Below are 22934 nucleotides of genomic sequence, written 5' to 3' on the forward strand. Positions count from 1 at the left end.
AAAATGAAAGTTATAGGAAGACCTGCAACAGTTTGGTTATCTCTCCCATCGGACCTTCTCATAGGAGAAAGCACCTTAGAAATAGAAGGAGACGTCCTTGTAGAGAAAAGAAAAGTCTTTTTTGAGGAAAGAAAAACTTACCTTCTTCTTAGAGAAATAGAGGGTATAGAAATCACCCAAAAGGGCGATAAAATCTTCTCTTTTCTTTTCCTTGCCTTCCTTATGGGAAGACTTTATCTCCTTTCCTTTATCTCTCTTCTCATATATCTTCTCTGGAGACCTACCTTTCTCATAATACATGGGAAAAATTTACAGATTGGAATCTCTATAAACAGCAAAGATATAAAACCTTATGAGGAATTTGCAGAGTTCTTATTAAAAAAAGTAAAAGAGGGGGGATAAATTTTTTATGGGAAATAGAAAGAAATACCTCACTATAGGTTTAGGTACTCTTTTTTTACTTTCCCAGAGCCTGTCAAAACAAGAAAACTTAAAACAAGAATCCATATTTAAAATCCCTAATAATCCAATTTATGTAGCCCAAAATAGCATTGAAGTTATAAATCAAGAGAGAAAGATACCCCAAATTGTGGATGTGGGAGTTGCTAAGGAGGAGAATATAAGAAAATCAGTTAAGAAAGCAATAGAGCTTTGTGGAGGAATGAATTTTATAAAACCAGGAGACACTGTTTTAATTAAACCAAATGTAAATTCCAATGATCCATATCCAGGGACTACAAATCCGGAAGTTTTGGCAGAAGTAATTGAAATGGTAAAAGAAAAAGGAGCAAAAAGGATCATTGTTGCAGACTCATCAGGCATTCCCTGGCCCAACACTTTGAAAAATATGGAAGCCACAGGAATACTTAAAGTAGCCCAAAGAGCAGGAGTAGAAGTTTATGCTTTGGATAATATGGAATGGATTTGGGTAAAACCTGAGGTATTAAAATACTGGGATAGAGGTTTCAGAATACCTAAGATTGTGAAAGAAGTAGATCATATCATAAATGTAGCAGTAGTAAAGACTCATTCTATAGCAGATTTTACCATGTCCTTAAAAAACTTCGTGGGTTTCATACATAGACAAGATAGGGTAATAATGCACAGTTCAAGATACCTAAAAGAGATGATTGGAGAATTAAATATTGCCTTTAGTCCCTCCCTAAATATACTTGATGCCTCCAAGGTATTTGTAAGAGGAGGACCTGCAAAAGGAGAAGAAAGGGAATTAGGAATGGTTATAGCATCCACTGATAGAATTGCTTGTGATATTACAGGCTTATCCCTATTGAAACTTCTTGGTACTACCCAAGAAATTCAGAATAAAAATATGTGGGAACATCCTCAGATAAAAAGAGCCATAGAACTCGGTATAGGAATAAACAATCCTGATTTAATCAATTTGAAGACTTCTAATGTGGATAGAGAAAAATTACTGATAAGAATAAAATAACATGCTATAATAGTAAACTAAGATTACTATTTAAAGGGGGTCTATGGCAGATTATGGAAAAAATATTTATTGTTCCGGAGCCAAAAAGGTTAGAATTTATGGGAAAATGGCTTGAGTTTAAGGGCTTTGAAAACTTTCCAGAATTTTTATCTCAAGAATTTCACATCCCTAAAGGAAGCTTAAGAATAAGAAAAATTGAAAAAAAAGGAAATGGAATAGAAATCAAAGAAGATGAGGTAATAATATGGGGAGACGAAAATATAGCTTATGCTACTATTCTTCAACTTCTAATGCAAAATCCCAACAAGCTTCCTAAGGTAATAATAGAAGAAGAATTTTCCTTTAAATTTCGTGGCTATCATTTAGATATTGCCAGGGGTGGAGTTCCTCACTTAAGAGAATTCAAAAGAATCTTAAAGTGGCTTTTTATTCTAAAATACAACTACTTCGCCATTTATTTTGAAGATCTCTTTCCTTGGAAAAAATATCCTGAGATAGGGGCCCTAAGGGGAAGACTTACAGAAGAGGAAATAAGAGAAATCATTAACTATGGAAGAAGGTTAAACATAGAAGTATTTCCTTCCCTTGAGCTCTGTGGACATATGGAAAATATATTAGTACTCCCTAATTTTATGAAATTTAGTGAATGGCACAGACCCGATGAAGGCTGTATAGATGTATCCAATGATGAGGCAAGAAAATTTACCTATGAACTCTTAGAAGAAGTAATAAACTTTTTCCCATCAAAATATGTCCATATAGGTGGCGATGAAACCTGGGCACTTGGAAGAGGAAGAAGTCTTGACAAAGAAGGAATATTCAAGGGACCAGAGCTTTTTGAGATGTATCACAGAAATTTAATCTATAAGGTGAAAGAGAGTGGAAAAATCCCTATGGTATGGGGAGATATGCTAACAGGTATGTATTTAAGAGAAGAGGAAAAAGAAAGATGGAGAATTGTTTTAGAAAGTAATATTTGGGATGAAACGGTAATAGCAAATTGGGATTATACTCACCTTCCTCAAGACCATTTCCAAAATAAAATAAATATGTTTGGAAAGAGAAAAGAAAAAGAGCTTGCATGTCCAGGACTTTCCAATTGGAATAGATTTTATCCTAACTTTGACATTGCTCTTACCAATATTACTAACTTCTTGATCCCTGCAAGAAAAGAGAAACTTCTTGGTTTTCTACTTACTTCTTGGGGAGATGATGGAGCAGAATGTTTATACTCCTTCTTAGATCCTCTTATCCTTGCCACCATGGAGATCGCAGAGGGTAATGGAAATTGGGAAGAAAAATGGCTTGCACTGAAAAGAGAAGATAAAGAAGTTCTTGAAGTAAGAAAAACTTTAGGGCAAAATGATATAGCAGAAACCATTAAGCATGTGTTTCTTGGAGATCAAATATATAGATATGCTACTGAAATATTAAAAGACAAAGAAAGAAAATCCACTGGAGATTTTTGGGCTGACTATTACTTGGGAATAACAAGTCTTCTTTCTAATAAGGAAAAACTAAAGGATAAATATGAAGAGGTTTTGAATGCCGTCTCTCATGTAAATCTACCTGAAGATTTATCCCTTATAAGAGATATGCTAAAGATCTCCCTAAATAGAGTTAAGGGAAGATTAAAATTTTCTGATTTTATAAGTTTTGGCAATAAGTATGCAGAGCTTTGGCTTTCTGAAAGAAAGAAGGAGAATCTTGAAAAGGTAATCAATAAAATCTATGGGGCAGGAGGAAGAGCAGACTTAGAAATCTATTAAAATTTAGGGGGAGAAGACCTTCTTCCCCTCCACCATAGTCATTTTTATATTAAAACCTTCATCAAAAACAGTAATATCAGCATCCTTTCCTACCTCTATACTACCTTTCCTATTCTCCAATCCAAGAAGCCTTGCAGGAGAATAGGAAGCCATATAAACAGCATCTATAATATTTACTCCAGCCATCTGTATAATATTTCTTATCGCTTTATCCATAGTAAGGGTACTTCCCGCAAGAGAACCAGACTCAAGAACTGCCCTTCCATTCTTAACAATCACCCTTTGATTTGAAAGTCTATACTCTCCATCTTCAAGTCCTGTGGCCATTATAGCATCTGTAATAAGCAAAACTTTATACCTCGGCTTCAATTTAACTACCATTTTTAAAATCACATCAGACAAATGATAACCATCAGCAATAACCTCCACGCTCACATGGTCATTAACCAGGGCGTAGCCGACAATTCCAGGTTCCCTATGATGAAGAGGTCTCATACCATTAAAAAGATGAGTAATATGAGAAACTCCATTTAAAGCTGCATCTCTCATTAAATCATAGGAGGCATCAGTATGACCTGCAGAAACAATCACATTTCTTTCTTTAAGATATTTTATTACTTTAAATTCATCATCTATCTCAGGAGCAATGGTCATAACTCTCAAATAAGGAGAGTATAGTTTCTCTAAAATATTAATATCGGGCTTTATAATATACTCTTCAGGTTGGGCTCCTTTATATTTAGAGTTCAAAAAAGGACCTTCTAAGTGTATCCCCAAAGCCTTCCCACCATTTTTCTGATTCCTTATGTACTTCTCTAACTTTTTAACAGCCTCTCTCATATCCTTTATAGGAGCGGTCACTATGGTAGGAAGAAATCCTACCACTCCTTTTGATGCTAAAAAAATAGCTATTTTTTCTATCTCTTCATACTCACAATCCAAAAAATCTCCTCCAAAAGCTCCATGGATATGAATATCAATAAAACCAGGAGAGATGTAAAAATCACTAAAGTCATAATCTATATTATCTATCTTACTTTCTTTTTTTTCCCCAATATAAACTATCTTTCCATTTTCAATCTTCAAAACTCCATCTTCAAAAATTCTATCCTTTAATATTATTTTTCCCAAAATATTTACTCCCATTTAAAACCCCCTAATTTTTTCTTTATAAATGTCTATTAACTTCTTATTAATCTCCTTATTTTTCTCATTGATAGGAAGCCTAAAAACAGGAGGGATGATACCTATCTCCTCAATTTTGTAAATTACCTCAACAAGAATATCATTGATTACCAAAAGAGGGAGTAAAACTCCCAAATTCCCCACTCTCACATCCTTATTTTCCTTTAAAGACAGTAAAAGTTCATCGGAAGGACCAGGAAGTAAAACAGCAAGATCCACAAGATCCTTTAAATTTTTCTTAGAGGAATGCTTTGAAGGTTTTATTGAATTCTCCCTATTAATAAATCCAATAGTAAAAATCCCCTTTTTCTTTGCCTCAAGACAAGCATCAATGGCAATAAAATCCCTTCCAGTATAAGAAATTATATAGAGAATATCACTTTCCTTTATATTCTCGTTAGATATCAAGTTTTTTCCATAGTCTTCAATCTTTTCAAGATAATTAGCCTTATAAATATTTTCAGGATATAAAGTGGAAATATCTAAAATAGGATTTATGCAAGATAAAACTCCAGGTTTAAAAAATAACTCCATAGGTATAGCATTATAGTGTCCATAACCCAAAATATGTATTATTCCTCCATTCCTAATAACATCAACAGTTTTATCTATCACCTTATGAAAACTTTCTTCTTCCTTTTCCAGCTCTTCTAAGAGCACTATCATACTCTTTAGGTATCTCATAGAATTATTATATCACCATTTGGTCAAGTAAATTTATTAACTTTCTTCTTTGGAGTCTTTTATCAAAGTAATAGATAGAAAGAATTAAAGGAGTCTTTTTTACACGGTAATACTTTAAAAATTTTTCTGGAATACACTTAGATTCAGGAGTTGTTTCCCACTTTAAGTCGTACCTTACATAATTTCTTACAAAAACATCTATCATATTTCTTTCTTTCTCCTTTAAAGAAATGTATTTATTTATAAACTTCATTCTTTTACCTTTAGGAAGAGTATTGATGAATTTAAGAGCCAAACACTTTCTTGCCTCTACCACAGGATCCGATGAAAAAATTTTATTTATAAAATCCATAAGGTACAAATCTTTATCCACTTTTTTTAAGAATTCATCAAAATCTTCCCTTATAGCTCTTATTAATTTTTCTAAGTTCTTATCTCTCTTGAAATAATCCCTATTAATAAGGCTCATATAAGTAGTGACAAAGTTAATTATCCTTTCTTCAAGGAAGAGTTTAATAAAATTTTCTCTATTTTTCTCAAAATACTCTCTTTTTATTTTTTCCTTTAAAAACTCATTTAGTATGGGAAAGGGAGCCTCAAAAGGATCCACCCCCATATATTTATCTAAAATCTTCCTTATAGTCATACCTTTTACCCTTAGGGTCCATCCCTTAAGAAGGGTTGAAAGATTTGTCTTAGTAATCTTCAATTCTTCAGAAAGCACACTTAAATTTTTATCTTTAAAGAGTCTTTTCAAATAATCCCTCAGTTCATAATTGTTCTCATAGATATCTAAATCCAAATTTAATTTTCTTTTTTCAAAAAACTCTTTAAGTTCCTTATAGTGCTCCTTTGTCCCCCATCCCTTTCCTTCAGGAAGTTTTTCATAAAGATGAAGAATAACTTCTCCCATCTCAAAAATATCACTCTGCCTTAACTTTCTCTGAATATGGAAAAGGGTATCAAGAGCAAAAAAACCACTCTCCAAGTTTTCCCGGAAATATCCCCAATAATAAACTGCGTCTTTTGCAAGTTTTAAAGCCAATAAAGGATGTTTATCTTTCAAATACCAAGCTGAATTATTCAAACAATAAATCAAACCCGTAGGATGAGGTATATCTTTTGCTATCTTTATGCCCTGAAAATACCCTTTGATTGCTCTTTTTAAATTTCCCCTTTTTGCCTCTTCGTTTGCCCTATTAAAAAGTATAAATAAATAGGTGGACTCATCTTCTATATAATCTTTACTCCATAATCTTAACTTTGAAACCCCTCTTTGAGAGAATTTAGTTATAAAATAATCCCAAAGAGTAGGTGCAATAATCTTTCTTGCAAGAAGAGGGATTTTAAAGAAGTCTTTTCTAAGTTCCTCAAAGATTATATCTGCTGATGGTTCTTTGAGGAATTTTAAAAAAGCCAATTTGTCTGCTAATAATAAAAAATAAAGAGTTAAATTATTTATTTCCCTCTTTTGAATTCTATCAATTATAGCTAACCCTTTCTCCCAGCTTCCCATCCACTTATACCTTTGAGCAATAAAATAATAATACCATTCCTCTGGTAACTCTTCTTCTAAAATCAGATTCAAAAATGGCTTAGAAAAGTTACCATATTTAAATAAAATATAGGCAATGACAGGCACCTTTTTATACATAATTTAAATTTATTATATCAGAAATAACTGTAAAAACCTCTAAATCCTAATTTTCTCTTTATAGACATTTTTAGCTGCTACAAACACTTTAAAAATAAAGATTTTTAAAGACTACATGATTTGATTATCAAATGTAATCTTTTATATTAAAAATCAAAAGAACATTTGGAAGAGGAGGTAGCTAAAAAATGAAGAAGATAATTGCAATTGTTATAATAGCTCTTTTAACCTTATTAAATATTGTGTTAGCAGATGAAGCTCCTGGTGGAAATCAGACATTTAGCTCTAAACCCCCAATAGAAGTTGTATTAGAGGTATCTTCCAAGTAAGCTTGAGGGGGGAGGGGGCCCGAAGAAGGGTTCCTCTCCTTTTTTATTTTTGTTAAAATAAAATTCATGAAGAAACTATTTTCAATAATATTAATAATAATTCTAATTACACCCTTCTCCTTAGGTGAAAAGAAAGAAAGCCTTACTTTTGCAGGCGATTTTAACTTACCTCCTATAGAGTATTTGGATTCGCAGGGAAATCCTAAAGGTTTTGCAGTGGATATTGTTAATGAACTTTCCAAAAAAATAAATAAAACCATTGAGATAAAGCTTGTCCCATGGGAAAAAGCAGTAGAGCTCTTAAACACAGGTAAAGTAGACGGAATAGAATTTATGAGAATCACAGAAGAAAGAAAGAAGAGATATGATTTTGTACCATACTTAGAAAGCTTTAGTGTAATTATCGTACCCATTGGTTCCCCCATAAATAATTTTATGGACCTAAAGAAGAAAAAAGTAGGAGTATTTAACCTTGATGTGGCCCATATCTTCTTAAAAGATATTACTCAAACTATCCCTTATGAGTCATCAAAAGACGTACTTTTAGGAATTTTAAGGAAAGATGTAGATGCTGGAGTCATTAACTATTATGCAGCTAAATGGCTTATTACTCAAAATAACTGGAACGATAAACTTAAAATCCTCCCTGACAAATTATTTACCAATTACTCTGGAATTGCTCTTCCTAAAGGAAGCCCATATTTCCTAACCATTAAAAAGGCAATTGATGAGATAATAAAATCCCCAAAGTACATTGACCTTTTGCAAAAATGGTTTGGCGAAGAAATTCTTTTAAGACTTGAAATAAAGAAGAAAGAAAGTCAAACTCAAGGGCTTTTAATTCTTTTTTCTCTTTTAGCTTTTGTCTTCCTTTGGATCCTTGGAAGTAGAAGATATTTAAAGAAAGAGGTTGAAAGACAAACTAAAGAGATAAGAACACTTCTTGAAGAAAATAAAAGAAAGTATGAAGAATTGATTATAGGGTATGAATTCTTGAGAGATATATCTAACAAGAATATTGAGGATGTAGAGAGAATTTTTTATGAAAAATTAAAGGATCTTTTTCCTGAAAATGATATAAAAATATTAAAAAGATTAAACAATGAATTTCTGACTTTATACCCTAAGCAAGATTCTCTAAAAATAAAAATTGAAGACTTAGAAAAGTCAACTCCAAATAATGTATATACTATTATAGAAAACAAAATTCAATATGCTATCTGTTATGAGAAAGAAATTCCCCAAGGAATTTTTGACCTCCTCTTAGAAGAGTTTAAGCATACTGTTGAAGATATAAACCTAAAAAAGAGGTTAAAGAAAGAAAAGGAAATATCAGAAATCATTGATCTCTTCTCAGAGAAAATTGAAAAAAACCTATTCCTTGAAAGCATATTAAGAAGAACTTTAAACATATTAGATGCTGACGCAGGATCAATTATGGCTTATGATGAGGATGAAAATACTCTAAAAATCTTTGCAAGTTGTGGGATTCCTAAGGAAGTAGTAGAAAATACAGTACTAAGAATGGGAGAGGGTATAGCTGGTTGGGTAGCCCAACATAGAGAGCCTTTAATCCTTGAGGACGCTTACAAAGATAGCAGATTCTTAATAATTGAACCTCGGTTTAATATAAAATCCTCCATATGTTATCCATTAATTCACAATGACAAATTGGTAGGAGTTTTAAATATAAACAGTCTAAGAGAATCTAAAAAATTTGATCAAAGGGATTTAGAAATTGTAGAAAAAATAAGTCCTGTTCTTTCTTCTTTACTTTATAAAGAAGATTTAGAAAACAGAATATATAGATTAAACAGAGAATCATTAATTGTACTTGTAGAGATGATTGACGCAAGAGATCCCTACACAGGAGGACATTCCCGAGAAGTGAGAAATATTGCTGTAAACTTTGGGAAATACATAGGTTTAAATGATGAAGAACTAAGAATATTAGAGTATGCTGGACATCTACATGATATTGGTAAAATAAAAGTTCCTGATTATATTTTGAAAAAACCTGGAAAACTTTCCGATGAAGAGTATATGATTATGAAAATGCATCCCGTATGGGGAGAAGAGATTCTTCAAAACGTCTCTGCCTTTAGAGAGATTGGAAAGCTAATAAGACATCACCATGAAAGATGGGATGGAAAAGGGTATCCTGATGGAATTTCAGGAGAAGATATACCTTTTTATTCCCGAATTCTTACCCTTGCTGATAGTTTTCAAGCTATGACTGCTTATAGACCTTATAAAAAGAGGTTAACTATTGATGAGGCTATAGAAGAGATAAAAAGATGTAAAGGTTCCCAGTTTGATCCATACCTTTCTGATTATTTTATTGAGATGATCTTAATGAGCAAAGTAAGATTTAGCTAAGATTATTCCACCACTCCTTTATTAAATCTTTTAAAGTCTTCTCTCCATAGTCTTCATACTCATAAAAAATCCTTATAGTCTTCTTTTTAATATTAATTACCCTTCTCAAATCAATAGGAGTTCCAATTATCACATACTCACCATCAAATTTGTTAATGGTCTCCTCAAGTTCCTTAAGTTGTTCCTTACTATAACCAAGAGCAGGAAGAACTTCCCTTAGGTGAGTATACTTCTCATAGGCTTCTTTTATACTTCCTACGGCATAATCCCTTGGATTCACAATTATAGCTCCCTTCTCCCTTGCAAAGATATAACCCGCTCCAAAAGGCATCTCTCCATGAGTCACCGTAGGTCCATCTTCCACTACAAGAACCTTTTTACCTTTAATATCCTCTTCTTTTTCTGCCCTAATAGGTGATTTAGCATAAATTATCTGGCACTTCTTATTTCTTTTTCTTACATTCTCCACTACTTCTTGAACTTTATTCTTTGGTGCAGTATCAACCTTATTTACCACAACCACATTTGCAAGGATCAAATTTATTTCTCCAGGATAATAAGAAAGTTCATGTCCAGACCTATAGGGATCCACTACGGTAATATAAAGATCAGGTCTATAAAATGGAAAATCATTATTTCCTCCATCCCAGACAATTACATCAGCTTCACTTTCAGCCTCCTTTAATATCTCTTTGTAGTCCACTCCTGCATAGACTATAGCTTTTTGCCTTATATGAGGCTCATACTCTTCTCTCTCTTCAATGGTACATTCATGAGTATCAAGATCTTCCATTTTCTCAAACCTCTGAACTTTCTGCCTCAAAAAATCCCCATAGGGCATAGGATGTCTAACTACTACAGTTTTAAGCCCCATATCTCTTAACACTCTCACCACATACCTTGTGGTCTGACTTTTTCCAGAACCTGTTCTCACCGCACATATTGCCACTACAGGTTTTTTGCTTTTTAACATAGTCTCTGTACCCAACAATCTAAAATCTACTCCCAAAGAGAGTACGAGACTCGCCCTTTGCATCACATAATTATAAGAGACATCGCTATAGGAAAATACCACTTCATCTACTTCATATCTCTTAATTAATTCGGGAAGCTCTTCCTCAGGAAATATGGGAATTCCATCAGGATAAAGATCTCCCGCAAGATCCTTTGGGTAAATTCTATTCTCAATACCAGGAATTTGAGTAGCAGTAAAGGCAACCACTTTATATTGAGGATTATCTTTAAAAATCACATTAAAATTATGAAAATCCCTACCTCCAGCCCCCATAATTATAACCTTTTTCATAAATCTACCTCCTTGTAGATCTTCTTTACAAAGGGAGATGTAAAAGCTTGTAAGAGAGCAGAATAATTTAAAGAGAAACTTATACTATCACCAACCTTTAAACTATCATTTTCAGAAATATCCACCACTGTATAATCGGAAGTAGCACCTAAAATCTCTATTCCAAAAGTCTCTGGAATTAGTCCCTCAGGATCTATATCCTGCCTTCCAAAATTAAGAAGAGCCCTCTTCCTTATTCCCCTTACCTTAAAGGAAGGCTTATGCCCAAAAGCATCCTCTCCAATAATTCCCCAAGGGATAGATGGCTTCTCCTTTATCTCTAAAATTTCTCCCACAAATTTAAAAGTATCAGTTCTTGCCCCTAAAACAGGTTTTCTATACGATGTTTCTCTTCCCAACATGATTCCTTCACCAATTCTCAAATGATTAATTCCAGAAGGAATTTTACCCTCAAAAAGAAGGGAAATACTACTTGAATTTCCGCCAGAAACCATAGGAAAGGATATATTAAATCTTTTCTCCAAATCTCTAACAATCTCTAAAAAACTTATATACTTCTCCTCAGTAGGAATGACCCCTCCAAAACAAGTAAAATTAGTGCCAATCCCCCAAAGTTCAAGATTCTCCATCTTTAAAACCTCTCCAATTACAAAATAAAGCTCCTCTTTATTCCATATACCCTCCCTTATATCCCCCATCTCTACCATGATTATCACTTTATGCTTCTTTTTAAGTCTTTCTCCTGCCTCATTCAAAGCCTTAAGGGTGATAAATTCTGAATTCAAAGACACATCTGCATATTTTATCTCCTCTTCCACTTGGGAAAGACAAGGAAGCCTTATAAGGGTAAATTGAGTATCTAAACCATCCTCCTTCATCCTTTTTATACTTTCAATTCGAGAGTCAGAGATTCCAAAAACTCCAGCCTTGACAAGAACTCTTGCAATCTTAGGATCTCCAAGGGATACCTTGGTAACTCCATCAATTAAAATTCCCTGCTCCTTTCCTTTTTCTACTATAACCTTTGCATTATGATAGATAGCAGGAAGATTTATCTCTAAGTAGGGAGAGCATATATTCATAACTTATCTCCAATTAAGGATCCATGCTCCCAAGATCATAATTAAAACGCCAATAGTCCTCTCTCTTATATTCTCCTTAAAAATATTTTTGGCAAGGATCAAGGTTATTATCATGCTCAACATAGAAAGAGGCTCAGCAATACTCACATCTATACTTTTAAAAGCAATGAGAAGAAATAAATAGGAATAAGCATTAATAGCCCCAGCAATAAAGACAAGAAGAGCCTTTTCTTTAAAAATTTTCAAAACTTCTCCCAATTCTTTCCTAAGGAGAATATAGATAAACTGATAAATACTTATTACAAAATAAAGGAAGAAACAATAAAACAAAGGATCCACCTTTCCCACCACAAAACCATCAATGGTCCTTCCTATGGCTATAAGGAAGGAACTCCCCAACATAAAAAGAGTCTCTTTCTTTTCAAAAAGCACCCTAAGGGATTTAAAAAGATTTTCTTGCTTACTTAAAAAGGAAGCCCCATAAACTAAAAGTGAAAGTCCAACAATTTTTTGAAGAGTAAAAGGCTCCCTTAGAAATACAGTAGTCAAAATAAGAAGGAAAAAGACATTAAAGTTATAAAGAGGACCTACTAAGGATGCTTCTCCCAAAGATAAGGATTTAACATAAAGTACAAAGGATATGGAATAGATAAATCCACTTAGTATCCCATATCTTAATCTTCCAAAATCCAAAGACACATTTTTTCCAAAGGCAAAGGGAAGAAGAAACAAAGTAGCGGTTAAGAAAAATAGGAAAGATGTGGCTATGCTATTGCTTTTATCTCCTACTTTTTTTACCACAATTTTTTCATAGCCAAGAAGTATGATCCTGCCCAGTAAAAATAAATAAGCCATAATCATAGAAATTATTTTATCACAAAAAAATTGTATAATTTAAATATGAAAAAGATAATTTTATTAATTTTTGCATTAATATTTTTAACTTCCATATCTTATTCTCAAGAGCTAATATTTGATATTTCCCTTGGAATAAAATCTGAATGGAAATTGGAAAGATTTTTACCCCTCTTTATAGATATTTATAATCCTGGAAATAGAATAACTCTTAATATAGAGGCTATATATAACCAAGGATTAAGATACGCAGGATATTGCGAAACCGTTTATCAAGAGAATATAGAAATTCCTCCCCTTTCTAATAAAAAGATAGAATTTTTAATTCCCCCTATTGACTTTAGATATCCCCTAAGATTAAGGATATGGCACAATAACAAATTAATAAGAGAGGAAAAAATTGATATCTCCCTTGAGAGAATAGTTCTTCCTCTTATTCTTATTCTTGGAAAAAATATACCCTCTTTACCCTTTTCGGAAAAAGCACGAATCTTAAGAATATATGATGAAAAGTTCCTTCCTTTAAACTATAAAGCTTATGATAACTTTGATCTTATATTAATTGAGAGAGCCTTTTGGGATAAACTTCCCACAAATTTAAAAAATTCCATTACTATGTATAAAATCCTTACAGGAAGAGTTTATTTCACGGACGAAGTTAAAAAAATTCCTTTGGAATTACTAAAAATACCACCAGTCAATATCACTATTCCTCACAATACTATTCTTTATACCCCTGACATTAGCCTTCTTCAAGGGCAAAAATTCCTATACCCAGACCGATTTATTATTACAGCAGCGTTAATCATTTACTTTATTTCCTTGTTCTTATGGAAAAATTTCCTTTTTAAAAAGAGATTTTCTTTTATTACTTTTCTTACAATTATTTCCATATTTTCTATCCTTGGATTTCAGGTTAAAAATTCCTTTGAAAAAGATGCTCTTGCGGTGGGAGAAAAATCCCTTATATACCTCGATCCAAATACTTTCGTTGGGGAAAATTATTTTAATGTTTCTCTCTTCTCCCCCTTTAAAAGGGACATCTCCTTTAATTATTCGCCTAATATCTTTCTCCTTTACAACGCTTACTACCAGCCTCAAAAGGGTAAAGTATCCCTTTTTATTAATAGGAAAGAAAACAAGGGAAAAATTATCTTAGAAAAAAATAGGGTATATTTTTTAGAAGGACTCTCCTTTCATTTTCTTCCTATAAACATTGATTTCAAAGAACTCCCCGATCGATTTATTCTTATCATTGAAAATAATTCAAATTTTGAATTAAGAGATTTAGTATTAAAATTAGGAAATGCAGAAAACTACATAGGAAGTATAACAAAAGGGGAGAGAAAGGACATAACAGTATGGAAAAGTGGGCTTAAAGAACCTTCTCTTCTTAACGAAATTCTAAAAAATTACCGCCTAAAAACTTCTTTAATTTCTAAAAAAAGAATTCTTCTCTGGGGAAGAATAAAAGAGCCCCTGAATCAATTTAATTTTGATGACATAAAAACGGAGGTTTATAGAGACAATATCCTAATTATACCCTTAGGAGAATAAAATGAGACTTTGGTGGATAACAGAATTTAAATTTAAAATCAATGATAAAAAATATCTTAAGACAGAGCTCATCTATATATTTATTATTGTTATTCTCACCCTCATACTCTGGCCTTCAAAAACCTTAGATGTGAATAAATACTCCATTCCTGACTTATTTCTCATATTTTCCCTATCTCATTTCCTTTTTATAACTTATCTTTCCTCTTTAATATCTTCTGGAAATCTTCTTGCAGAAAGGGAATTCAAAACCCTAAGCCTTGTAAAATATTCCGATCTCTCCATTCCTAATATCATCTTGGGAAGAGTATTCTCCACGCTTTTGTATATTCTTTACCTTTTTGTAATTCTTTTTCCTTTTAATCTAATAATAAACTTCTCAGGAGATATTAGCAGAATCTTTATGCTTTATTTCCTCTTAATATTAGATACCATACCTCTTATTGGACTTGGAGCTTTATGGTCTACTTTTATAAATCCATCACTAAACTGGCTTTTCCATTGGATCTCTTATTTAGTCTTCATAATAATTCCCTTTATTTTTCCATCTACCTTTTTCCTCTTTCCTTTAAATAATATCCTCTGGCTTGTAGGGGCAGAAAATATTCTCTATGTAAGCGTAAATTTTGATCCTCCAAAACATATCCCTATAATTATTTTGTTCTATTTACTTATTTTTTTAATATCTATACTCATCGCCCAAAAAAGGTTAAAATATTATAAAGGAGAGGAAAAAGAATGATATTTTTTTGATAACATAGAAAGACTTATTAAGAAAGCAAATTTATACTTCCTCCTTGAGGGTTTAGCAATAGCTATTCTTTTTGTTTTAAATATTATTCTTCTTTTAAATCTTTTTTCTTTAAGGATCAACTCTATCTTAATTCTTCTTCCTATAATTTATTACCTCTATATAAAGCTAAGTAAAAAACCTAATTACTATAAGCTAATTCTAAATGCTGATAAACATTATTCCTTAGAAGAAAGATTAATTACCTTTTGGGAGTATAAAAATTTAAATGATCCTTATGGGCTTATAGATAAATTAAAAAAAGATCTTGAAGAAAAACTTTCCAAGATTGAACTTTCCAAAGCTTATAAATTTAAGCCCTCCAAACTCTTGAAAACTCTATTAATACTCTTTCTATTTCTTCTTTTTTTAAATCTTGTGTATTCTTTTCCTAAGGACATATCAAAGGCCATAAATAATGCTAATAAGGAAAATAAACAAGAGGTAAAATCTCAAAGAATAATAAATAATAAAAGCAAAATCCTTGAAGATAACCTTTCAAGTGAAAATCTCAAAAAGGAGAGAATCTCCCAGGAGGAATACAATAAAGAAAGAATAGAAGATCTTGAAAAGCCAAAATCCTTAGAGGAATTCCTATCCCAGTATAATTTTGACAAAAATACTCTCAAAAATAATAAAGTCAAAACTTCCTCAGAAAAGTCTAATGAGGAAAAGGAGAGTAATCTAAATAAAAATGAAGAACAAAAGGGAAGCAAAGAAGCTTCTATAGATAGCAGCAACCTTCCTACATCAGCAGGAAGGAATCAGGCTTTTTTGGACCAAACCTCAAAATCTTCCCTAAAGGAACCAACAGGAGAAAAAGAAGAGGGTTCAACTTTGGAAAATAACAATCCTCCTGAGATGTCATTAAAGGATAGAATGCTCCAAAATCCATCTCCTGGTGAAGGATTGCAAGAAAATACAAAACAAACAGGATCTCTTCCTGGAACTGAAGAAAGAGAAACAAAACTTGGAGAAGCAGAAAGTCAAAGAAGAGTATTTTCAGGAGAAAAAATATATGTACCACCCTCTCTTTCAGAAAAAGAAGGTAAAAATTATCTCTTCCAGGCTCCTACCTTGGAAGGAAGAAGAAAAGCTTCAGGAAGCAATATTAACCTAAATCCTTCCTATGAAGAAGAAAATCCAACAGCCTCAAGGATTCTTCCAAAGGAGTTTCAAGAGATATTAAAACTATACTTTTCTCAATAAAGGAGGTTGTTTAATTTGGCTTTATCCCTTGAAGATTTTACCGATGTGGTAGGAAAGATAAAAAAAGAAGTCAGTAAGGTAATAGTAGGATATGATGAGATCATTGATCTCACAATTATAGCTCTCCTTTCAGGAGGACATGTGCTCCTTGAAGGTGTCCCCGGTATTGGAAAAACTTTACTTGTGAAAACATTAAGTGAGATTTTAAATTTAAAGTTCTCCCGAATCCAATTTACCCCCGATCTCATGCCAGCAGATATCACAGGAACCAATATAATTGTTGAAGATGAGAGTGGAAGAAAACACTTTAGATTCCAAGAGGGTCCTATCTTTGCAAACATAATCCTTGCAGATGAGATAAATAGAGCTACACCTAAAACCCAGTCTGCCCTTTTGGAGGCTATGCAAGAAGGTAGTGTAACTTCTGGTGGAAATATTTATCTTCTACCAAAGCCTTTCTTTGTTATGGCAACACAAAATCCCATTGAGATGGAGGGAACCTATCCTCTTCCAGAGGCTCAATTAGATAGGTTTTTCTTTAAACTGATTCTTACACCCCCAGGAGAAGAGGAGCTCCTTGAGATTATAGAGAGGACTACTAATGTAGAAATACCCAAGGTTGAAAAAGTTGCTGATGGAAATACCATAGAGGCTTTAAAACAATTGGTAAGAAGTGTGCCTATATCCACGGCAGTAAAAGAGTATGCAGTAAGAATCGTGCTTGCTACCCATCCTGAAAGCAAATATGCTACAGAAAAGGTGAAAAAATACGTAAAATATGGATCAAGTCCAAGAGGAGCACAAGCTTTAATATTAGGAGCAAAGGCATTATCCCTTTTTGAAAATCGAGCCAATGTAAGCTTTAAAGATATAAAAAAAGTAGCCATTCCTTCTCTAAGACATAGAATTATTTTAAGCTTTGAAGGAGAAGCAGAAGGGATAACTCCTGATGAGATAATCCAAAATATCCTTGAGGAGATAAAAGAATATTAATGGAAAAGGAAAAATTAGATCTGGAATTTTTAGAAAAACTTGAAAAGCTAAGACTTGCTGTAAAGAGACTAAGATTTAGAAGCCATCTTGGGGAAAGAAAGAGCCCTAAGATGGGAAGAGGAACGGAATTTTCTGATTACAGATCTTATCAAGTTGGAGATGAATTAAGGTATTTAGATTGGAACATATATGCAAGATTTGAAAAATTTCTCGTAAAGCTCTTTGAAGAGGAAGAAGATGTAGAGGTGCACATTCTTCTTGATGCATCCTCTTCCATGGATTTTGGAAATCCAACAAAATTCTTTTATGGTAAAAAACTTGCCTTAGCTTTTTCCTATCTTAGCCTTTCTTCCTGGGAAAAAACTACCTTTTCCTACTTCCAAGACAAAATCAAGGAAATTTTGCCTTTAGAAAGAAAAAAAGAAAATATATATAGGCTATTGAATCTTTTGAATGAAATAAAAGCGGAGGGCAATACAAACATAACTGAAACCGTCAAAAAATATGCCTCTTCCTTGAAAAGGAAAGGTATTCTCATAATTATTTCTGACCTTCTCTCTTCAGAATTTGAAGAGGGAATAATTTATGCAAGATATAAGAAAATGCCTGTATATCTTATACATACCATATGTGAAGAAGAAATCTCTCCTTTTTTCTCAGGAAATCTTACCCTCATTGATAGTGAAACAGGAGAAAAAATGGACATTCTCCTTGACGAGTATATGATTCAAAAATACCAGAAAGCCCTTGAAAAATTTTTAAACCATATAGAATCTTTTACTATGCTCTATAACGTAGAATATTTAAGAAGTATAACAAGTATTCCCATAGAGGATCTTATATTAAAATATCTCCGAGTAGGTGGTTGGATTAAATGAGCCTTAAATTTTTAAATCCCCTTTTCTTATCTCTTCTTTCCTTAGAAATATTAGTGATAATCCTATACCTTATAAAACCAAAAAGATTAAGATTAAAGGTCCCAAGCCTAATTTTATGGGAAAAAGTTTTAAAAGAAGAACCTATTGGAAGATGGTTTAAAAAACTTCCTAAAAATTTAATCCTTCTTTTGCAAATTTTAACTCTTCTTTTTATTATTCTTTACCTTTCAAAGCCTATACTCAGTTTTGAGAGAATATTAGGAAGACCTACAATATTTATATTAGACTCATCGGCGAGTATGACCTCAGAGGATATCTTTCCATCTCGCTTTGAGAGAGCAAAAATAGAGATTATTAATCTTTCTAAAAATATTCATAACAAAATCTCCCTCATTATTGCTAAGGATAAACCATATCTTTTAACTTCAGCAGGAAAAAATTCCGATCTTGAAAGGATATTAAGCAGTGAAAAACCCTTCTTAGGAGAGGGAAATATAAATTCTGCTATAACCTATGCAGAAAATCTCTTTCCTAAAGAATCTTGCGATATACATATATTCACTGATGGTACTGAAGAGCTCAATATTCCTAAAAATTCTCAAAACAATTACTTTATACATGTAATTGGGAAAAAGGGGAGAAATCTTGGAATTATTGATGGAAGAGTATTTCAAAAAAATGAAAGAATCTCTCAGATATTTTTGAAAATTGGAAACTTCAGTGATAAGTCAGAAGAGGTTCCAATAACTGTAAAGGAAAGCGGAAAAAACATTATTAAAACTAGAGCTTATTTACAACCAAAGGAAATAAAGACCTTAACTTTTGAGATGCCATTGCTAAAAGGTAAAATTGAAGCATCCCTGGATATAAAAGATGATCTTTCAGAAGATAACACAGCCTACTTTTATATCCCTGACTTTTCCCACAAGATTCTAATGGTGAGTATGGGAAATCCCTTCTTAGAAAAGGCTTTAAGATCTATACCTGATACTAAGGTGGAGATAAAAAGGGATATTATGAATATAGAGTTTAAAAATTATGACTTTTTTATCTTTGATGGCTTAATTCCCTATTTTCAATTTCCTGGAAAATTCCTTTTTATAGGAGGATATCCAGGAATAGATCCTAATAAGATAGAGAAGATAGGAAAGGTAAAGATACTTTCCTGGGAAGACCATCCTATTTTAAGATTTGTACAGCTTTATGGAATCCAAATAGATAATGCTTACATATTTAAGGACGAAAAATTAAGGCCTATTATATATTCCACAAGGGGTCCTGTAGGATATTATTTAAAAGAGGACAATATGGAGGGAATTATTCTTTCCTTTGATTTACTTTCTACATCTTGGATTTATCGTGATTCTTTTCCCCTCTTCATATACAATTTATTAAAATATATGCTATCTTATGATCCCCAAAAACAAGTACAAGAAAACCTTAACTTTACAGGATTTTATGAAAATCCAGAAGACAAAAAAATCTATGCGATAAATCTTTTTTCACAAAAAGAATCTACCATAGAACCCCAAATAACATCTCAAGAGGTTATCCTTGCTAAAAAAAGACCTAAGGAAAAAGCTTATGTTAATCTTGATCTTTCCTATATATTCCTTTTCTTTGCTTTAATTGCCATAATTTTTGAGATGTTCCTTTATATGGGAGGAAGGATCTATACATGATAAGCTTTGAAAAACCCATATTTTTGGTCCTAATCCCTATAATATATTTCCTAATAAAAAGGTATAAGAAAAAAGCAATTTTAAGATCCATTGAGATTTTACTTATTCTCTTTTCCCTTTCAGGATTGCAAATAATGTCCTATTCTGATAGAGTAAACACTTTCTTTCTATTAGATCAGTCTGCCAGTATTCCTTCTTGGGAAAAAGAGCGAGCAATAGGTTTTATAAAAGAATCTCTGAATAGTAAAAAGAGCTACGATAGGGTAGGACTTGTGTCTTTTGCTGGAGATGTAAATGTGGAACAAGATCTCTCAGAAAATACTGATCTTTCTAACCTTTCAGGCATTAAAAATCCATATTTTACCAATATAGAAGAGGCTTTAAATAGAATACTTCTTATTAAACCTCAAGAAAAACCAGCAAGAGTAATCATCTTTAGTGATCTTCAAGAAAATGCAGGAAGAGTTTTAAACCTTGAAGATAGAATAAAGAGGAAAAAAATACAAATAGATATATTTCCATTAAACACTGCTTTCCATAAAGAGATATCCATAGAAAAAATTCAAAATTCTGATATAGGACATTTGGGACAAGAATTTCCTATCAGTATAAGAATTAAAAGTTATGGTATAAAAGAAGCAAAATTAAAGATAAACTTTGACGGAACATCGCAAATACAGGATCTAAAAGATCTTCAAGAAGATAACATAATCTCTTTATCTCTTAAGGCTAAAAATACAGGACTAAAAGAGATAGAAGCAGAAATATATTCTCCTGAAGATACCTACAAAGAAAATAATATGGCATCATCCTATATATACATTCAAGGAAAACCAAAAATTCTATATCTTGCAGGGAAAGATTTTAACCCTACTTTTGCAAAATCCCTTGTGATACAAGGCTGGAATGTGGTGATTGACTTCAAACCTTATTCCCAAATTTCGAATCTAAATTCTTACCAAGGGGTAATTATGGATAATATTCCTCAAGAAGATCTACCTTTGGATAAAATGGAACTTCTTAAAAATTTTGTAATAGACAAAGGAGGTACATTACTAATCTTAGGAGGAGATAAAAGTTTTTCTGCAGGAAACTACCATGGAACTCCCTTAGAAGAAATATTGCCTTTAACTTTAAAACCAGAACAGATACTTAAAAAGAGTAATGTTGCCATAATTATAGTTCTTGATGCCTCGGGAAGTATGGGGAGTTATTCTGGAGGAGACATGAAGATGGAGCTTGCAAAAGAATCGGCTCAGTTGGTCTTGGACCTTTTAGAAGATAAGGATTATTTTGGACTCATTGCCTTTGACCATTCCTATCAATGGATTGTACCCTTACAACCCCTCACCAATAAAGAAGAGGCAGCAAGTTTAATATCAAGAATCTCTCCCGGAGGTGGTACCGCTCTATATCCTCCTTTAAAATCTGCTGGAGAATCTCTCCTTAAGGTTCCTATAAAAAGTAAGCATATTATCGCTATCACTGATGGTCAAACAGAAGGAGGCGACTTTTATAACTTAGTAAGAAACTTGGCAAAATATAAAATTACTGTCTCAACCATAGGGATAGGAGAAGATGCCAATATACCCCTCTTAAAGGATATCGCTAATTGGGGGAATGGTAGATTTTATCACACATGGAATATAAGAAATCTTCCCCAACTCCTCCTCTCAGAAACAAAGGCTCTACTAAGATCTAACATCGTAGAAAAAAGCTTTATACCAAAATCTTTAGCAGATGAAAAAATAGAATTTCCACCATTAAAAGGATATGTGCTTACATCTTCAAGATACCCTTATCCTACTATACTTTCCTCTCCTGAGGGAGATCCTATCTTAGCAAAAGGACAATTTGGCCTTGGACAAGTAATAGCTTTCACTTCTGCTTTAAAAAACTACTGGGGAGATGAGTGGCTTAAGTGGAATAAATTAGGGAAATTTTTCAGTGAAATGTTAAGAGAAGCAATTCCTCATCAGGTATCCGAAATTCAAATTTCCATAAGGGAAGAGGAGGGGAAAGGTATTTTAAATATAGTTTATGCTGATAAAGATGGAAATTATATAAACTTTGCCAATTTGAAATATACCCTCACTGACATTCAGGGAAGAGAAATAAAAGGAAGCTTCTATCAAAAGGCACCTGGGACCTATGAGGCTATATTTCCTATAGAAAAACTTGGGAAATATCAAATTACTATACAAGATAACGATAAAATCTTAGCTAAAATACCTTGGTCCTTTGGAAACTCAAAGGAGTTTATCCCAAAAACCTTTAATAAAGAATTAGCGCAAAAAATCACTTCTATATCTTCAGGAAAGATTATATCTTCTCCTTCCGATGTCTTTAGAAGAATGCCTTATTGGGATGCTGATAAAAAGGATCTCTCAACTCCCCTATTAATCTCTTGCGTAATTCTCTTCCTCGTAGAACTTATTTCAAGAAGATGGAAAGAAATTCAAGAATTAATATTAAACCTTCTTGGTAAAATAAAAATAGTAGAAGATCAAGAATGGTATAAGAAAGTAGAAAGTAAAATGATAGAAGAGTTTAACAAAAAGCCTACTCCCTCCATGCTTGAGACAGTAACCCTTGAACTTAGAGCAAGAATGTTTATAGCTCATCTTAAAGAGGAAGAAAGAAAAAGAAAGGAAAAGAAATGAAGGAGAAAGAAAGCTTAAGTAAATTTTTAATAAAAGCCCAAGAGGATGCAATTAATCTCATAAATAAAACCATAGAAGAAGTACGAGATATATCTCTGAATTTAAGACCATCTCTGCTTGACAATTTAGGACTTCTATCTGCCCTAAAATGGTACATACAAAAGCAGACAGAAAGAGCCAATATAAATATTGAATACAAATTTAATTTTAATGAAGAAAAACTTGAAAAAGACTATGCTATCTCGGTGTTTCGTATCATACAAGAAGGCATCACAAATGCTATAAGACATGCCAATGCCAAAAACATTTATGTAGAGATAAAAGAAGAAAATAAAATAGTTGAGATAACTATAAAAGATGATGGCATAGGCCTTAATGTAGATGAGATATGGAAAGTAAAAGAAAGGGCAGAACTGTTAGGAGGAAAAATAGCTCTCAATAGTGAAATAGGGAAAGGGACATAGAT

At 32.6% G+C, this 22934-nt stretch carries 19 protein-coding genes; 13 read left to right on the top strand and 6 right to left on the bottom strand.

The window, feature by feature from the left end; all coding sequences use genetic code 11:
• Window positions 1–3 precede the first annotated feature (3 nt).
• Genes DTUR_RS01090 through DTUR_RS01100 form a run of 3 tightly spaced genes read left to right on the top strand, consistent with a single transcriptional unit; the run spans window position 4 to window position 3222 of the window.
• Window positions 4–402 carry a hypothetical protein gene (locus DTUR_RS01090; RefSeq protein WP_012582634.1) on the top strand — a complete coding sequence of 133 codons (399 nt, stop codon included), beginning with the start codon at window positions 4–6 and terminating at the stop codon, window positions 400–402.
• Window positions 403–409: 7 nt separating this feature from the next.
• Window positions 410–1453, top strand: coding sequence for a DUF362 domain-containing protein (locus DTUR_RS01095; RefSeq protein ID WP_012582635.1), 1044 nt, complete (start codon window positions 410–412; stop codon window positions 1451–1453).
• 53 nt (window positions 1454–1506) lie between these two features.
• Entirely contained in the window at window positions 1507–3222 is a 1716-nt protein-coding gene (locus tag DTUR_RS01100; protein ID WP_012582636.1) for a beta-N-acetylhexosaminidase, read from the top strand.
• A 3-nt stretch (window positions 3223–3225) separates the two neighbouring features.
• Here the strand turns inward: DTUR_RS01100 and nagA are convergent, their stop codons facing one another.
• From nagA to DTUR_RS01115, 3 genes are read right to left on the bottom strand one after another with little or no spacing between them, the layout of a single operon-like run.
• Window positions 3226–4368 carry an N-acetylglucosamine-6-phosphate deacetylase gene (gene nagA, locus DTUR_RS01105; protein ID WP_012582637.1) on the bottom strand — a complete coding sequence of 381 codons (1143 nt, stop codon included), beginning with the start codon at window positions 4366–4368 and terminating at the stop codon, window positions 3226–3228.
• Complete coding sequence (locus DTUR_RS01110) at window positions 4369–5091, bottom strand: sugar isomerase domain-containing protein (RefSeq protein ID WP_012582638.1); 723 nt, start codon at window positions 5089–5091, stop codon at window positions 4369–4371.
• 7 nt (window positions 5092–5098) lie between these two features.
• Window positions 5099–6733: a hypothetical protein gene (locus DTUR_RS01115; RefSeq protein ID WP_242603713.1), complete on the bottom strand. Its 1635-nt coding sequence runs from the start codon at window positions 6731–6733 to the stop codon at window positions 5099–5101.
• Between the two features lie 200 nt (window positions 6734–6933).
• Between DTUR_RS01115 and DTUR_RS01120 the strand changes: the two genes are divergently transcribed.
• Together DTUR_RS01120 and DTUR_RS01125 are read left to right on the top strand one after the other, a co-directional pair.
• Entirely contained in the window at window positions 6934–7074 is a 141-nt protein-coding gene (locus DTUR_RS01120) for a hypothetical protein (protein ID WP_164930943.1), read from the top strand.
• A 66-nt stretch (window positions 7075–7140) separates the two neighbouring features.
• Window positions 7141–9453, top strand: coding sequence for an HD domain-containing phosphohydrolase (locus DTUR_RS01125; RefSeq protein ID WP_012582640.1), 2313 nt, complete (start codon window positions 7141–7143; stop codon window positions 9451–9453).
• On the opposite strand, the gene DTUR_RS01130 is transcribed toward DTUR_RS01125, so the two are convergent.
• From DTUR_RS01130 to DTUR_RS01140, 3 genes are read right to left on the bottom strand one after another with little or no spacing between them, the layout of a single operon-like run.
• Window positions 9446–10759: a cyclic 2,3-diphosphoglycerate synthase gene (locus DTUR_RS01130; protein WP_012582641.1), complete on the bottom strand. Its 1314-nt coding sequence runs from the start codon at window positions 10757–10759 to the stop codon at window positions 9446–9448. The two genes, DTUR_RS01125 and DTUR_RS01130, sit on opposite strands and share 8 nt — an antisense overlap.
• On the bottom strand, window positions 10756–11841 hold the full coding sequence (locus DTUR_RS01135) for an alanine/ornithine racemase family PLP-dependent enzyme (protein WP_012582642.1): 1086 nt from the start codon (window positions 11839–11841) through the stop codon (window positions 10756–10758). The genes DTUR_RS01130 and DTUR_RS01135 overlap by 4 nt, the downstream gene beginning before the upstream one ends.
• Window positions 11842–11844: 3 nt before the next feature.
• On the bottom strand, window positions 11845–12702 hold the full coding sequence (locus DTUR_RS01140) for a DMT family transporter (protein WP_012582643.1): 858 nt from the start codon (window positions 12700–12702) through the stop codon (window positions 11845–11847).
• Between the two features lie 39 nt (window positions 12703–12741).
• Between DTUR_RS01140 and DTUR_RS01145 the strand changes: the two genes are divergently transcribed.
• The 8 genes from DTUR_RS01145 to DTUR_RS01180 all read left to right on the top strand — a co-directional run bounded on the left by DTUR_RS01145 (window position 12742) and on the right by DTUR_RS01180 (window position 22932).
• A complete protein-coding gene (locus DTUR_RS01145) occupies window positions 12742–14253 on the top strand; it encodes a hypothetical protein (RefSeq protein WP_012582644.1) in 1512 nt (503 codons plus the stop codon).
• Window position 14254: 1 nt separating this feature from the next.
• Complete coding sequence (locus tag DTUR_RS01150) at window positions 14255–14995, top strand: hypothetical protein (RefSeq protein WP_012582645.1); 741 nt, start codon at window positions 14255–14257, stop codon at window positions 14993–14995.
• Window positions 14996–15373: 378 nt separating this feature from the next.
• Window positions 15374–16252, top strand: a complete 879-nt coding sequence (locus DTUR_RS01155) for a hypothetical protein (RefSeq protein WP_012582646.1) — start codon at window positions 15374–15376, stop codon at window positions 16250–16252.
• Between the two features lie 15 nt (window positions 16253–16267).
• Entirely contained in the window at window positions 16268–17245 is a 978-nt protein-coding gene (locus DTUR_RS01160; protein WP_012582647.1) for an AAA family ATPase, read from the top strand.
• Complete coding sequence (locus tag DTUR_RS01165) at window positions 17245–18123, top strand: DUF58 domain-containing protein (protein WP_012582648.1); 879 nt, start codon at window positions 17245–17247, stop codon at window positions 18121–18123. The genes DTUR_RS01160 and DTUR_RS01165 overlap by 1 nt, the downstream gene beginning before the upstream one ends.
• Window positions 18120–19805, top strand: coding sequence for a vWA domain-containing protein (locus tag DTUR_RS01170; RefSeq protein ID WP_012582649.1), 1686 nt, complete (start codon window positions 18120–18122; stop codon window positions 19803–19805). The genes DTUR_RS01165 and DTUR_RS01170 overlap by 4 nt, the downstream gene beginning before the upstream one ends.
• Entirely contained in the window at window positions 19802–22468 is a 2667-nt protein-coding gene (locus DTUR_RS01175) for a VWA domain-containing protein (protein ID WP_012582650.1), read from the top strand. The genes DTUR_RS01170 and DTUR_RS01175 overlap by 4 nt, the downstream gene beginning before the upstream one ends.
• The gene (locus DTUR_RS01180) at window positions 22465–22932 is read left to right on the top strand and encodes a sensor histidine kinase (RefSeq protein WP_164930944.1); all 468 of its coding nucleotides are present in this window, start codon (window positions 22465–22467) and stop codon (window positions 22930–22932) included. The genes DTUR_RS01175 and DTUR_RS01180 overlap by 4 nt, the downstream gene beginning before the upstream one ends.
• The last annotated feature ends 2 nt before the right edge of the window (window positions 22933–22934 follow it).

The organism is Dictyoglomus turgidum DSM 6724 (assembly GCF_000021645.1).
GTDB lineage: Bacteria > Dictyoglomota > Dictyoglomia > Dictyoglomales > Dictyoglomaceae > Dictyoglomus > Dictyoglomus turgidum.

Excerpts from the sequence above, each read along its gene's own strand:
- DTUR_RS01100 (WP_012582636.1), top strand. The coding sequence starts at position 1,507 with ATGGAAAAAATATTTATTGTTCCGGAGCCAAAAAGGTTAGAATTTATG.
- DTUR_RS01140 (WP_012582643.1), bottom strand. The coding sequence starts at position 12,702 with ATGATTATGGCTTATTTATTTTTACTGGGCAGGATCATACTTCTTGGC.
- DTUR_RS01110 (WP_012582638.1), bottom strand. The coding sequence starts at position 5,091 with ATGAGATACCTAAAGAGTATGATAGTGCTCTTAGAAGAGCTGGAAAAG.
- DTUR_RS01125 (WP_012582640.1), top strand. The coding sequence starts at position 7,141 with ATGAAGAAACTATTTTCAATAATATTAATAATAATTCTAATTACACCC.
- DTUR_RS01095 (WP_012582635.1), top strand. The coding sequence starts at position 410 with ATGGGAAATAGAAAGAAATACCTCACTATAGGTTTAGGTACTCTTTTT.
- DTUR_RS01145 (WP_012582644.1), top strand. The coding sequence starts at position 12,742 with ATGAAAAAGATAATTTTATTAATTTTTGCATTAATATTTTTAACTTCC.
- DTUR_RS01170 (WP_012582649.1), top strand. The coding sequence starts at position 18,120 with ATGAGCCTTAAATTTTTAAATCCCCTTTTCTTATCTCTTCTTTCCTTA.
- DTUR_RS01120 (WP_164930943.1), top strand. The coding sequence starts at position 6,934 with ATGAAGAAGATAATTGCAATTGTTATAATAGCTCTTTTAACCTTATTA.
- DTUR_RS01135 (WP_012582642.1), bottom strand. The coding sequence starts at position 11,841 with ATGAATATATGCTCTCCCTACTTAGAGATAAATCTTCCTGCTATCTAT.
- DTUR_RS01130 (WP_012582641.1), bottom strand. The coding sequence starts at position 10,759 with ATGAAAAAGGTTATAATTATGGGGGCTGGAGGTAGGGATTTTCATAAT.
- DTUR_RS01150 (WP_012582645.1), top strand. The coding sequence starts at position 14,255 with ATGAGACTTTGGTGGATAACAGAATTTAAATTTAAAATCAATGATAAA.
- DTUR_RS01180 (WP_164930944.1), top strand. The coding sequence starts at position 22,465 with ATGAAGGAGAAAGAAAGCTTAAGTAAATTTTTAATAAAAGCCCAAGAG.
- nagA (WP_012582637.1), bottom strand. The coding sequence starts at position 4,368 with ATGGGAGTAAATATTTTGGGAAAAATAATATTAAAGGATAGAATTTTT.
- DTUR_RS01175 (WP_012582650.1), top strand. The coding sequence starts at position 19,802 with ATGATAAGCTTTGAAAAACCCATATTTTTGGTCCTAATCCCTATAATA.
- DTUR_RS01165 (WP_012582648.1), top strand. The coding sequence starts at position 17,245 with ATGGAAAAGGAAAAATTAGATCTGGAATTTTTAGAAAAACTTGAAAAG.
- DTUR_RS01090 (WP_012582634.1), top strand. The coding sequence starts at position 4 with ATGAAAGTTATAGGAAGACCTGCAACAGTTTGGTTATCTCTCCCATCG.